Origin of the sequence: Actinomyces sp. S6-Spd3 (assembly GCF_000758755.1) — a bacterium.
GTDB lineage: Bacteria > Actinomycetota > Actinomycetes > Actinomycetales > Actinomycetaceae > Pauljensenia.
The window spans coordinates 220,703-233,764 of sequence record NZ_JRMV01000281.1; the positions used below are offsets into that span (position 1 = coordinate 220,703).

12 protein-coding genes are annotated in these 13,062 nt (G+C 57.2%); 7 read left to right on the forward strand and 5 right to left on the reverse strand.

What is annotated here, in order from left to right; all coding sequences use genetic code 11:
* The gene (locus tag HMPREF1627_RS08125; protein WP_034502791.1) at positions 1 to 684 is read right to left on the reverse strand and encodes a Maf family protein; all 684 of its coding nucleotides are present in this window, start codon (positions 682 to 684) and stop codon (positions 1 to 3) included.
* Positions 685 to 761: 77 nt separating this feature from the next.
* On the opposite strand from HMPREF1627_RS08125, the gene HMPREF1627_RS08130 reads away from it, so the two are divergent.
* The 6 genes from HMPREF1627_RS08130 (at position 762) to HMPREF1627_RS08155 (ending at position 7,135) form a co-directional block, all read left to right on the forward strand.
* A complete protein-coding gene (locus HMPREF1627_RS08130) occupies positions 762 to 1,784 on the forward strand; it encodes an adenylate/guanylate cyclase domain-containing protein (RefSeq protein ID WP_052040902.1) in 1,023 nt (340 codons plus the stop codon).
* A 96-nt stretch (positions 1,785 to 1,880) separates the two neighbouring features.
* On the forward strand, positions 1,881 to 2,561 hold the full coding sequence (locus HMPREF1627_RS08135; protein WP_034502794.1) for a response regulator transcription factor: 681 nt from the start codon (positions 1,881 to 1,883) through the stop codon (positions 2,559 to 2,561).
* 21 nt (positions 2,562 to 2,582) lie between these two features.
* Positions 2,583 to 3,908 (forward strand): sensor histidine kinase, encoded by a 1,326-nt coding sequence (locus HMPREF1627_RS08140; protein ID WP_034502795.1) that lies wholly within the window; start codon positions 2,583 to 2,585, stop codon positions 3,906 to 3,908.
* Positions 3,909 to 3,927: 19 nt separating this feature from the next.
* Positions 3,928 to 4,923 (forward strand): UDP-glucose 4-epimerase GalE, encoded by a 996-nt coding sequence (gene galE, locus HMPREF1627_RS08145; protein WP_034502797.1) that lies wholly within the window; start codon positions 3,928 to 3,930, stop codon positions 4,921 to 4,923.
* Positions 4,924 to 4,926: 3 nt separating this feature from the next.
* Complete coding sequence (locus tag HMPREF1627_RS08150; RefSeq protein WP_034502798.1) at positions 4,927 to 6,591, forward strand: hypothetical protein; 1,665 nt, start codon at positions 4,927 to 4,929, stop codon at positions 6,589 to 6,591.
* A 31-nt stretch (positions 6,592 to 6,622) separates the two neighbouring features.
* Positions 6,623 to 7,135 (forward strand): NUDIX hydrolase, encoded by a 513-nt coding sequence (locus HMPREF1627_RS08155; RefSeq protein ID WP_034502800.1) that lies wholly within the window; start codon positions 6,623 to 6,625, stop codon positions 7,133 to 7,135.
* Between the two features lie 17 nt (positions 7,136 to 7,152).
* On the opposite strand, the gene HMPREF1627_RS08160 is transcribed toward HMPREF1627_RS08155, so the two are convergent.
* From HMPREF1627_RS08160 to HMPREF1627_RS08175, 4 genes are read right to left on the reverse strand one after another with little or no spacing between them, the layout of a single operon-like run.
* Entirely contained in the window at positions 7,153 to 8,412 is a 1,260-nt protein-coding gene (locus HMPREF1627_RS08160; protein WP_081940800.1) for an LCP family protein, read from the reverse strand.
* On the reverse strand, positions 8,412 to 9,677 hold the full coding sequence (locus tag HMPREF1627_RS08165; protein WP_034502802.1) for an LCP family protein: 1,266 nt from the start codon (positions 9,675 to 9,677) through the stop codon (positions 8,412 to 8,414). The genes HMPREF1627_RS08160 and HMPREF1627_RS08165 overlap by 1 nt, the downstream gene beginning before the upstream one ends.
* 36 nt (positions 9,678 to 9,713) lie before the next feature.
* Positions 9,714 to 11,066, reverse strand: coding sequence for a hypothetical protein (locus HMPREF1627_RS08170; protein ID WP_234305293.1), 1,353 nt, complete (start codon positions 11,064 to 11,066; stop codon positions 9,714 to 9,716).
* A 4-nt stretch (positions 11,067 to 11,070) separates the two neighbouring features.
* A complete protein-coding gene (locus HMPREF1627_RS08175; protein ID WP_234305294.1) occupies positions 11,071 to 12,702 on the reverse strand; it encodes a C39 family peptidase in 1,632 nt (543 codons plus the stop codon).
* Positions 12,703 to 12,743: 41 nt separating this feature from the next.
* Between HMPREF1627_RS08175 and HMPREF1627_RS10575 the strand changes: the two genes are divergently transcribed.
* Positions 12,744 to 12,998 (forward strand): hypothetical protein, encoded by a 255-nt coding sequence (locus tag HMPREF1627_RS10575; protein ID WP_199805892.1) that lies wholly within the window; start codon positions 12,744 to 12,746, stop codon positions 12,996 to 12,998.
* The last annotated feature ends 64 nt before the right edge of the window (positions 12,999 to 13,062 follow it).

Below are 13,062 nucleotides of genomic sequence, written 5' to 3' on the forward strand. Positions count from 1 at the left end.
CTAGTTCGAGGCCTGTGGGTTCCAGTGCTCCCATAGATCGGTCCATTTGAGGCCCAAGTCCGCCATCATGGTGCGCACGAGCGGGATTGAAATACCGATAACGTTGTGGTGGTCGCCGTGGATTTCTTCGATGAAGGCTCCGCCGAGGCCGTCGATCGTGAAAGATCCGGCGACTTCTAGAGGTTCACCTGAGGCAACGTATGCGGCTGCTTCTTCTTCGCTAATCGCCCCGAAACAGATCTTGGTTGAGCAACTGTGAGCACTATTTGCAAGGATCTCCCACCCTGCAGTGTTTTCACGTAGGTGGACCAGGTAGTGTCCGCTCCACAGGGTTGCTTGGGACATCGACAGTTCTTTGACTCTTGTCAATGCAGTTTGAGAATCGTGGGGTTTGCCCAGCAGTTTGCCTCCGGATTCCAGCATTGAGTCACAAGCGACCAGGACGCATTCTCGCGGGAGCTTGCCTGCTTCGGGAACGTTAATCCTTCCCTCCACGATTGCCGAGGCTACGCAGTGGCCTTTCGCTGTGGCTAGGGCGCGCACTTTCTCTTCGGCGCTGGCGTAGGGGATAGCCTCGAGGACTGCATCTTCGTCGACCTCGGAGACGCAGACGATGGGATCGATACCGGCTTCTCGAAGAATTCGGAGTCTGGCGGGGGATTGTGAGGCTAAGACAAACTGCATACTCAGCATTTTCTCGTGCAGGAGGAGGTTTTCTTCACTAGAATAATGTGCGTTAGACCACACCTGTGGAGGAAGATGTGAAGGACGACGTAGGAAACACTCGCGATTTTTCGACCGTGCATACCAACACATCTTCGCTTTTGGGTGGCCCGCAAACGCTCACGATTGAAGACGTTGCCTCCATGGCGGGCGTGACTATTGAGGAAGTGCGGGATTTTTGGGTCGCAATGGGCTTCCCCTCCCCGCGAAGCGAAGAAAAAGTCTTCACCGAAAATGATGCGAAGCTCTTCCTTCAATGGTCGAGATTCATGGCTTCAGGTGCGATTGATACTGCAACGGCGCGTTCTCTTCTTCGGGCGAACTCTCACCTGGCCGATCGCCTTGGCCTGTGGCAGGTTGAAGCGCTTGTTGAAGATACGATGCGTCGCTTTGGCCTCGATGATACGGCTGCGCGCATGTATGTCCTCGACCATATCCGAGAGCGCGTTGACGTCCTTGAAGACGTCTTGCGTCACTCATGGCGACGTCAGTTGGATGCTCTTCTTAAACGAATGGATCATGAAATTTCGACTCGCGGCCATGAGGGCTTACAGCCTCGTTTTCCTCTCAATCGTTCCTTGGGCTTCGTCGATATGGTCTCCTACACGTCTTCGTCGGCAATTTTGGGTGGAAAACTAGTCGATCTCATCGGCCGCTTTGAGCAATTGTCCAGAGATGCTGTTACTGATGCCGGTGGGCGCGTCGTCAAGATGATCGGCGATGCGGTCATGTACATCGCAGATGACTTGGAGACGGGGCTTAGAGTAGCCGTGTCTTTGATTGAGCAGCTTGGAGCGGATGATCAGATGCTTCCCGTGCGTGCGTCATTCGTACGCGGCGATGTGTTTTCTCGTTCGGGCGATGTTTTTGGGCCGACGGTGAACCTGGCGTCTCGATTGGTGGATATTGCTCCTGTTGGCAAAATCTTGATGGATCCCACAACTGCGGCCGCAATCGCTGCGGGTAAAGCGGGAATGGAATACGACGTTGAAGAGTTCCCAAGTGCAACGCTGCGGGGTTTTGGAACGATTTCCCCCTATTTGCTGACATATCGTCGCTAAGACGCTCTCTTAAGGTGTTTTACCTGATCTTGTGATTTCATCCCATTTTGGTCAAGAAATCTACAAGAAATACCTGAAATCCGGTATGCTATTACCGTGACTACAGTGCTTCTCGTTGAAGATGACCCGGCTATCGCTGGCCCCTTGACTCGTGCTCTCGCGCGAGAGACCTACGATGTGCGTGCGCACGATCATGGCCGGAGTGCACTTGAAGATCTTGATGGCATTGACTTGGTTGTTCTTGACCTGGGATTGCCCGATATGGATGGTTTGGACGTCGCTAGGGAGATCCGTTCTTCCGGCAGTGCTGTTCCGATCCTGATTCTGACTGCCCGTGCAGACGAGGTGGACATGGTTGTCGGCCTCGATGCTGGAGCTGACGACTACGTGACGAAGCCTTTCCGCCTTGCAGAATTGCTGGCTCGCGTGCGCGCTCTCCTTCGCCGCGGTGGTGGAGAAGTTGCTGACGGTGATCTCGTTGTCCAGGACGTTCGCATTGATGTAGCAGCGCATCGCGCATACGTCAGCGGTGTTGAGCTCTCTCTTACCGCAAAAGAATTTGAACTTCTGCGCGTTTTGGTGCGTGAAGCCGGAAACGTTGTGCCCCGCGATACTCTCATGCGCGAAGTGTGGGGGAATGGTCTGAGCGGCTCAACCAAGACCCTCGACATGCACGTCTCGTGGCTGCGTCGCAAGCTCGGAGATGACGCTGCATCACCGCGCTATATCACAACCGTTCGTGGAATGGGTTTCCGCTTCGAAAAGCCTTCCGCCTAGATCAAGATTTAAGGGCTCGCTATGCGTAAACGCGCTGCGCGAATGATTGTCACCGCAGTTGCGGTTGTGGCACTGCTGCTGGGAGTTCCCGGCGCGATCGCCTCGTCGATCTTGGTCTGGAATGCGCAGACGAGTGCATTGGATGCTCGTGTTCAGACTGTTCAAAGCGCCCTCGATCGGCGCATGGCAAGCAGCGGATTATCCGAAAGCTATGCGCGTGCTTGGGCACAAACACTGGTGACAGGTGGCGGCCCCACCTATGTGGAAGTGACTCTGCCTCAAACTCCCACTCCCATCACAGTCGGCCAGCCTCTGCGAGGACTCACGATTTCTCGCACTGCGTGGTCAGCCAATGGAGTGCGCGTCTCCATCACTGTTTCAGCGCGAGACGCGATCCGGGGAATTGCTCAAGTCGCCGGGCTCTTTTCCTTAGGAATCGTTGTCTCCTTGGCAGTTGGATGGGCCTTGGCCTCGCGTTTTTCACGGCGCCTATCCGCTCCGTTGATCTACCTGTCTGCACAGGCAGAACAAATCGGATCAGGTCAGGTCCGTGCGCGCGTCAAACCTTCAGGGATCGAGGAAATCGACCTCGTCCAAGAAGAACTTCAGCGCACCGGCGAAAAAATGGCGCGAAGGCTCGCAGCTGAGCGCCAGCTAGCTGCAGACGCCTCGCACCAACTGCGTACTCCACTGACGGCACTGTCCATGCGCCTCGAAGAAATCGAAATGATTTCAACGGAAGAAGAAGTCCAAGAAGAAGCCCGTTCCTGCCTCGAGCAGATTGAACGACTAACCACCGTCGTCACCGAGCTGCTGGATACGAACAAGCGCCAATCCGCGGCAACAGAGGCAATCGATGTCCTCGAGGTCTTCAATACCCAGCGTGAAGAATGGGAAGAAGCCTTCGAGAAAGCCGGTCGAGTTCTACGATTCACCGACGAAGCCGGTACTCCGATTTTGGCCGATGAAGCAAAGATCGCTCAGGTTTTGGCAACTCTGATCGAAAACTCCCTGCGATACGGCGCTGGAACAACGTGGGTTCATGCGCGCAATAGCGCAAATAATCGCGGAGTCGTCATCGAAGTCTCAGACGAAGGAGAAGGAGTCGAGGCCGACTTGGCCCCGCATATTTTCGAAAATGGCGTCTCCGGACACGGATCGAGCGGTATTGGACTAGCTCTGGCAAAGGACCTGATCGAAACGATGGGCGGGCGCATTGAACTTTCGCGCACTGTCCCGCCACTTTTCACTGTCTCATTAGCTGCGATTCCTGCAACCTATGATCCCGGGCGCATCATGCCCGAAGGCGCTCTCGTTTCCATGGGGCGACGCTCGCGACGCTTTTAATTGCCGTACACTGAACAACATGAGCATTCTTGTTACCGGAGGCGCCGGTTACATCGGCGCGCATGTTGTCCGTCTTCTGCTGGAACGAGGCGAAAAGGTTGTTGTCGTCGACAACCTGACCACTGGGGCGGCGAATCGTATTGGCGACGCAACCCTGATCAAGGTCGATGTTGCTCGCGATGAAGCGCTCCCGAAGCTGACCCAGGCAATGATCGACGAAGACGTTACCGGTGTCATCCACTTTGCTGCACAAAAGCAGGTCGGAGAATCTGTTGAGCGTCCGGCGTGGTATTACCGCCAGAACATTGGTGGTCTGGCCAACGTCCTCTTGGCAATGGAAGAGGCCGGAGTGAAGAACATGATCTTCTCTTCCTCCGCAGCCGTCTACGGAATGCCTCCTGTCCCGGTGATCCCCGAAGATATCGAGAAGAAGCCGATTAATCCCTACGGTGAAACCAAGCTCATCGGTGAGTGGATGATGGCTGATGCTGAACGTGCGTGGGGACTGAATTGGATTGGCCTGCGCTACTTCAACGTCGCCGGAGCCGGATGGAATGACCTGGCGGACCCCGCGTGCTTGAACCTGGTTCCGATGGTCTTGGACCGCCTTGCTCACGGCGAAAACCCGAAGATTTTCGGAACTGACTACCCGACTGATGATGGCACGTGTATCCGTGACTACATCCACGTCAAGGACTTGGCAGACGCACACATTTACGCTCTGGATGCTCTCAATCGTGGCGTTCCCGCGCACCGTCAATTCAACGTTGGTACCGGACTTGGAACCTCCGTTCGTGAAATCATCGATGGTCTGCGCGCCGTCTCCGGTTGGGATTTCCCGGTTGATGAGCTTGACCGTCGCGCCGGTGACCCGCCGATGCTTATCGGTGATCCGCAGTCGATCGCGGTGGATTTGGGTTGGAAAGCAAACTACGGCGTGGCCGAGATTCTTCAGTCGGCATGGGATGCATGGCAGGCAGGTCCCCGCGCGATCAAGGTTCCAACTCAGTCGTGAACAATGCCTGACGCCAACGGCCTTCAATCGCCTGCCCGCGTGAACTGGACTGCATCGACTGTTTCGATCAGTGATTTCGACTCACTCGAGCAGGCGATGGCTTGGCGTCGCTTTGGACCAGAAGCTGCCATCCACCGTTTCATCATGAAGCTGCGGATGGCGCTCTTGAGTGCGGATTACGTCTACGTTGACCGCAACCAACTCCTCGACGGCATTTGTTTCCTTTCGCTTGGCCCCGATGGGATTGCCGAGGCCTTGGGTGTCCCGCGATTTCAGGATCTTCCCTTAGTCGTGGGCTGCGAGGCGCCAACTCCACCCGCGGGTGGCTTTGCCCGTCCGGGGGATGCTCAGGAGAGAGCGCAATGGATTGCCCTTCAACGCAGCAGAGTTGAAAGTGAAACATTCGTCTCGGCCGCTTATGCTGCCCTCAACGCTTCGGGCGATACCGAGGCGAGTGCGGCCTCGGCTCGGCGTGCTCAACTGTGCACTCTGCTCGCGGACCTTGAGGAATGCGACTCAGAGGACATCGACTCCTATCCAGCGTATGTTCGCGTTCCTCGCCGCAGGCGCGAAGCTGAGGCGCTGGTAGCAACCGGAAGAGACCAGTGGCAAAGCGCAATGGAATCTCTGCGGGTACACCTGATCTCGTGGCCTCGCACCCCCAGCGTCGAAGAAATAGAATTTTGGGAGCGTCACGGCAGGATCGAAGACCTCGAAAATCCAGAGGCCCGCTCGATTGCTCTGACTCTTCGAGCTTGGCTCCCAGAATGGATTCGCAGCAACGGGGGACATGTCGCCCGCCCAGCTCGCAGGGGAGATGTCGTTGCTCTGCTTGCTCACTGGATGAACAATGCTGCGCCGCAAGATCTTGAGGTTCCTGGCGGACAGGTGTACTCAGGTTCCTTGACCGCCCCGCATGCGCGCTGCGCGTTGCGCTGGTTTTCTCTGCTGTACGAGGATGCTGCGACGCGGAAAAGACTTGCTCTTCTTGATGCACCGAGCTCGCGCATGAGCTTTACCATCGTTGCGACTGACTCGGGCGATGATGATCCAGAAACGCGTGCACAACGGCAGTGGGGAATGTGCGTGCGCCCGCTCAGTCGGGGTCAGATGTGGCGTGCGCGCCTGCTCGATAATGCGCGTCTAACCCTTGCGAGCTTTGGCGTCGCATTGAGCAAACAAGCACTTCGCGAAGTCGGTGCGGCACGCGGCTTGAGCGTCAATGGTGAGATTACCGAGGCCATGGCGACGTTGACGCCAGAACAATACCAGCGAGTTCTGATCCACCCCATGACAAAGCGGGCCCGGGATGCGCAAAAGGAGCTCACTGCTGCCTCGGGAGCTTCTCCCGCCCAAGAAATTCGCGCGAAACGCTTGACGCGCAATTCTTGGCGTTCCCTTGCTCTTTTTATTCGTGAGTTCGCTATTGAGCCTCTCGAGTGGCGTAAACGAGTGATGGGCGGCGTCCTTCGCTGCCTCGCGGTCACGGCGCTGGCGTTCATTTTGACCGCGCACGATTCGGGCTGGTTCGGTCCAGATAGCTTCTGGATGAATGTCGTGTGGACGGGGATTGCTTTCCTCGCGTCCTTCCCATATTCGGATATTCATGAATTACTTGAGCTTCGCCCCTCGCGGATGATGTCGGAAATTCGTTTAGCCGAGGCATAGAAAGCGCTTGACGCATATGAAAGGGCACAAGATGCAATGGACGCAGCTGTGGCATGCACAGAGCTTCCCCCTGTGGGTGGAAGGAAACGACGCGACCCCTCGAATGCATCGGGTGATGATCGGGGGAGACAGGGCCGGAGCCGTTGTTGTTGCTCGCAATGATCAGGGTGCCTTCGCACTTGTTCGTCAGCGTCGCCTCGCAATTGAACGCGACCTGTGGGAGTTCCCGCGCGGAATGAGCGAAGAAAGCGACGCGGATGGAATTGCAACCGGCCTGCGCGAGCTCCTTGAAGAAACCGGTTTTCATGGAGAAAACGGTATATCTCTGGGTCAGATCTATCCCGATTCGGGGATCCTTGGCGGGCACATCGAGGTTATTGCATGCACCGTGCCCGAGCAGAAACGCTGCGAGATTGATGGTGAAGTCGACGCATTGCAATGGGTGAGCCTCGCTGAACTGCGCTCGATGATCGTTTCAGGCGAACTTCAGGACTCGATTTCGCTGGCTGCATTCACGCTGTGGAAGACTCGCGACGAAGCCTAGGCGAGGCCTCGGCAGACTCAGAGCTTAGGAGTGAGATCGTCTTTCGTCAGTGTTCCCGCGCGGAGCTTGGCGAAGAAGTCGGGGGCGGTCGTGTCTTCCAAGAGGACAGCACTGCCCGCCGAGGTCGAGTATCCCAAGTCCTCAATTGGAGGAACACCGGTCATTCCAGAGTTTTGAGCACTGCGGAAAGCCAAAACAAGCTTGCCGACGTCGAGGACAGAAGAATCTTCGTCGACGGTAAAGGCTGATGCTCCCGCACGCTCGACGCGCAAAGCGCTCGAAGGATTGATCAATGTTGCCGGCTGCATGGCCTTCGATACGGTCTTCGAGACGACCTGGCGCTGGCGCTGAGCGCGTCCAATATCACCGAGCGGATCGGAGTAGCGCATACGCGCAAAGGCAAGGGCGGTCTTGCCATCTGCATCGTGGCAGCCCGCTTCCCAATTGAGTTCGGAGCGCTCGTCATTGACTGTCAAGTCGTAGCAGAGGTTCACTCCGCCGACGGCATCGACGATGTTGGAAACTCCACCCATGCCGATCTCTGCGTAGTGATCGATCGTTAGTCCCGTGAGTTGTTCAACGGTTTGAACGAGGAGTGTGGGACCGCCGTAGGAATACGCCGCGTTGAGTTTGTCCCACCCGTATCCGGGGATTTCAACGTAGGTGTCTCGGGGGAGCGAAATATTGCTGGTCTGCCCATTGGGAGCAACGTGAACCAGCATGATGGAGTCCGCGCGTTGTCCTTCGGTGTCGTCTGGAACTGAACCGTCGCCACGCGAATCAGAACCTGCAAGAAGATAGGTGGTTCCCGAGGTGCCCGCGGCGCCGGAAAGTGCATCGATTCGCTTGAGATGCGAATTTGCGTCGAAAAGGAGGTACGCGGGCCACGCAGCGATCAGGAGAATCACGACGAGGGTAACCAGCGGCCAGCGTCGCTTCTTCTTTCGACGAGGCCGCGGGGACACTGGCGTGCCTGCGGGGGCACTGGGAGGCGCTTGAACGGGCTGGAAGTGAGGCCTAGACGGTGTTGCCGCGCGCGGAAGCTCGGTTGCTGCAGGAGAAGACGGAGTAAAGCTCGGCGCCGAGGCTACGCGTTTGGCGCGCGGTGCAAAAGAGGGCGGCATGACCGTTTCTTTGGGCCCTGCCTGGGGAGCAGATTCTTCGACTCCAGGGGAAACAACACCATCGTCTTCGCTGTTAACAGAAGAGTTCTGAACCTCGGAGAGGCGCGGGCGCCTACGCGAGGGGTCGGGCTGAAAAGAAGGTGGTTGAGTCATCAGCGTTCCGCCGGGCAAGCTGCGGTGGGGCTTGCGCTTGCAGATGCGCTTGCCGAGGGTGACGTACTCGGGGTAGCCGAAGCAGACGCGGAGCTGCTTTCAGAAGGCGAGGCCGAGGCACTCGGTGAGGCATTCGTCTGGCCTTCTTGGCCGCTACCGTTGGTGAACTCAATTGCAGCGGGGAAAGGTTGATCCTTGCGGATTGCCTCCCAGGCCTGGCTGAACTGTGGCTCCAGATTGATGACGCGGTTGGGGTCAACGGGGGAGTACTGGTTCGGCGAGGTAATAAACTGAATATTCGCGCGGTCAATCGAGGACAGGGAGAGCAAAAGACCCACGTCGGTGTTGATATTCGACAGGTTTTGTGAAGGTTGGAGTGCGGATAGTCCCTGCTTGGTGAAGGACAAGAGCGAAGGAAGATCCGACACGAAGTTCTTGGCGAGCAATTCACGCATAATCGCCGCGACCAGTTTTTGCTGATTTGAAATACGGCCCAAATCTGAACCGTCACCCACGGCATAACGCGTACGGGCATAGGCCAGAGCCGTTTTACCGTCGAGTTTTTGACATCCCGCCTGCACATGCAAGTCCGAGCGGGAATCATCGATGTCTTCGGGGATGTCGAACCAGACCCCACCCAAAGCGTCGATGAGGCCTCGGAAACCGTGGAAATCAACGACGACGAAGCCGTCGATGTTCACGCCGGTCAACTGTTCCGTGGTCGCCTCGGTGCAGGCAATACCGCCTGCGATATCGGTGTCATTCGAACCGGTAGAGAAAGCAGAGTTGAACATTCCGGTGTAGGCGGAAGAAACCGTGCCATCTGAGCGCTTACACGCGGGAATGTCCGTAATGAGATCTCGGGGAATTGATACGACCTGAACCCGCGTGCGATCTGCGGAAATGTGCATAAGCATGGTCGTATCGGAGTGAATTGATGAAAGCTCCGCAGCGTCACCATTGGCGTCATCACCTTGGTTCTGGCGTGAGTCAATTCCAGAGATGAGGATATTGACGGGGCGTCCCTCGAAGGAATCGGAAGGCGCGGCGGTCTCGGTGGAGTTCGCGTTGCCCAGACCCTGGGTATTGATGGAGTTTGACGCAAGCTGGTTGCCGAAATCGCGGTAAATGAAGAAAGCGGTGGAAACCAGCAGGAGGACGCAGGAGAAGGCAACCAAAGAAATCACTCGTGCTGCACCACTCTTAAATGGGAGCGTTGCCGAGTGAGCAATCGGTCGCGCAATGCGTGATTGTGGAGTACTCATCGCCTTTATCATATCGTTACTTGAAGAAAGGGCGCGCTATTTTTCGGCGAATTCTCCAAGTTTCCACTCAACGGCACCCGTGGCGGTGAGGGAAGGAATAAGGACTGCTCGTCCCTGCGCAGCGATGACAGGGCGTGAGTAGCCGGGGGTTTCCCCTAAGCGCGTGATCTGGCCGCTTTCCCATGAACGCAGGTACATCTGTGCATTGTTCGCCTGCGATCCGGCGCCCCACACGATTGCCTCTTCACCGATGGACACCCAAGGAGTTCGGGAATCGACCATGATCCACTGCGTGGGATAGTCCGCGGACTTACTGTCCCAGACTCCGAGGTAGGACGAGGCCGCGGAAGACGTCGTTGATGGACTAACGAGGACCGCATGGTGATCTCTGGCGGCGTAGAGCCCACTGATTCGATAGTCCTGTGATTTCAGGTCGAAGTGGGTGGTGACCCCTGAGAAATCCGTGCCGCTGAGCGTGACAACGCGAGAGGGGGCCGGTGAGTCCTTCGTAGTTGCAATCACGCTGAGTCCCTGCTCAGAGAGCGCGGGGTAGGCCCCAAAGAGAAGAATCTGCGGTTTGTTGGAGCTCGTTGAAGCGTCCAGGCTCTGAGTGACGATCAGTGAGTAATCTCCGTGATCAGTTGAGGCTTTTGCGCCGTAAAACGCATGTGTCCCATCGCTGACAGGGGGCAGCTCACCTGAGCTCCGGGGACTGTGAGCGGGAAGATCCGACCACGTCATCACGGTATGCAGACGTTGCTCGTCCATATTCCAGGAGTAAATCGTCCACGGAGCAAAGACATTGTCCTCTTGGTGGTCTCCGGTTGAGGAAGAAGAAACCTGCCGTCCGAGGAAAGTAATCCAGGGACCGCTTTGTGTCCCGTCGAGGGGTTCAACGTAGTTGCCGTCTTCTCGAAGTAAATCCGGCGAGAGCTCGCGTGTCCCTTGTGGGGAAAGAATCGCTGGCTTGTAGGAGTACAGGTCGCTCGGGTCATGTGTTGAGGACCCAAAAACCTGGGAGCCGTCGATGGGAAGAGAAGGAATCTGCCGGAAATCCCCGCCTAGTGTCCATTTCTCATCTACGGAAGATGCCTGGCTTTGCCCCGATGGAGACAATTCGCATGGCTGATCGCTTGCGTGCATCACGACAAGATCAAAAGGAAGAGAGAGATCTGTGCATACACGCTCGCGAGGATCCTCCAGCGCGGACTGCGCAACGAGAGGCTCGAAGACGCCGTCCATCTGACGAGGCGATACACTCGCGCTCGCCGAGGCCGAGGAATCCCCACTCCCTCCGCTTGCGCAGCCGCTAAGGGCGACAAGAGCGCAGGCACTGAGGAAAGCAAAGCGACGCAGGGATGCGCGGCCTCGGCGATGAAGGGAAGGCACCGACTTAGCGGGCACTGTAGATGCCAATGTGTTCGCGGCCGTCACGCTCAACCTCGGTTTGGAGGAAGTTTTGCGTGAAGGAAGGGAGGTGGTACCAGAACTGTTCCTCGCCGCCCCAGAGGTAGTGGACGCCCGGATCGGCAATACGCATCGAATCAGTGTTGGCGTCGTATGAGGTAACAACCATGATGTGGGAGAAGGTGGAGTTCGGGTGACCGTTGTAGTGGGGGCCACCTCGGCGTTCTTGAGCATCAACAGCCGTCGGCAATCCCTTGGAGAAGGATGCCTTCACGGAATCGCGGACCTGCTCAACCGAAGGAGTGTGAATCGTCGTATAGGCATCGCGGCCCAGCCAACGATTCATCCCGTACTCGAAACGACGGTCATGGAAGCTCGTGTAGCCGTATCCCACGGTGTTCATATAATCGCGGCTTGCTACGGCGTTGATGCTGAGCGGCGTTCCCTGTGCGGAGTGGTGAGCGCCGATCGCGTTGAGGATCATCCAACCACTGGTCGGACCGCAGAAATAGTTATTAGGCTGCCCGGCCCACGTGACATTGAAGTCATTGGTCTTCTCTAGAACTCCGTCTTCGAAGTTCTGCTTGTGACGGTTTCCGTCCCAGTAGGGTTCGGAGGTCGGGTATCCCAGGTGGCCACGTTCGTAACCGTGATTGCCGTATTCGGCAAGCAAATCCAGGGGAACAGCGTGAGAGCCAGAGCGCGGTGACCAGTATGCGGTTCCGCCTTGGAAAATTTGGTAGACGCCGCCGTTCGCGGAAGGCGTTTCATCTGAGGAGGGATAGCCCAGCTCTCCGCGCTCCCAGTTGTAGAAACCGTAGGTCCCCATGATTGCGTCGTGGACGAAATAGGAATCCGAGCCGGGGTGCCAGTATGCGGTTCCACCTTGGAAAATCTGGAACACGCCACCGTTAGCGGACGGGGTTTCATTGCTCAGCGGGTAGCCGTAGCGTCCCCATTCATATCCGGCGCGTCCGTATGCTCCCAGCATTGCGTCGTGCACGTAGTAGGTGCCAGTGCGGGGGTGCCAGTATGCGGTTCCACCTTGGAAAGTCTGATACACGCCGCCACCTGCGGTAGTGGTCTCTTCGCCCGTCGGGTAGCCCATCTGGCCGCGTTCCCAGCCCTGAGCTTCCCACAGGTTACGGATACCACCGGTCACCCGGTGCGCGCCGGTGGATGGGTGGAAGTAGATTGAGCCACCGGTAAAGTGTTGGTATGCGCCGCCATTGGCAGCGTCCTTCATCTCATCGCTCAAGGGCCAGCCTAGAGAGCGCCCCTCCGCTTCTGCGGTTTCGTAGCGTTCGAGGATTTTGCCCCAAATAGGGTGGGCGCCGCCTTGGCTGCTCCATCGAATTTGGCCGTTTTCATAGCTTTGGAGCGCGCCGCGAATTCCTGCGATCGTCTGGTTCTCTTCGTCAGAGGTCGGGAAACCGAGGGGGCCGTTTTCCCACTTTTGTGCGCTGTAGGCACTGTGGATTCCGTCGCGCGAGGCATGCGCACCGTACTGAGCAGTCCAGTAGATTTGGCCGCCGCGGTAGAACTGGATGAAAGCGCCGTCGCGGAGGGGAACTAGCCCAGAGGTGGCGCTGCCAAGTACGCCGTTTTCTCCGCCCAAGTCCTGCCAACGCTGACGGATTACGTCAGCGGGGGAGATCGATGTGGGGGGGGGGTGCAGTAACCGTGGTAGTGGTGGGCGCGGCCTCGTCAGGGGTTGCGTGTGCCGAGGCCGTGGGGGAAGTTGATGGCGTCGCCTCACTGGCCGCGGTGCTGACCGACGGGGAGGGGGATGGTGAAGCGGAAGAAGAATCTGCGTGTGTTGTAGGGGCAAGTGTAAGCGCAAACAGTGCTGACACTGCACAGGTTGATGCGATAGATGAACGCTTCATGAAGAAGTCTCCCGGGGGGCAATGAAACTTACTCTTCAAACACCCTAACTCAAGCGATATCGAGACAGGTGAGCTTGGCTTGGCAATTT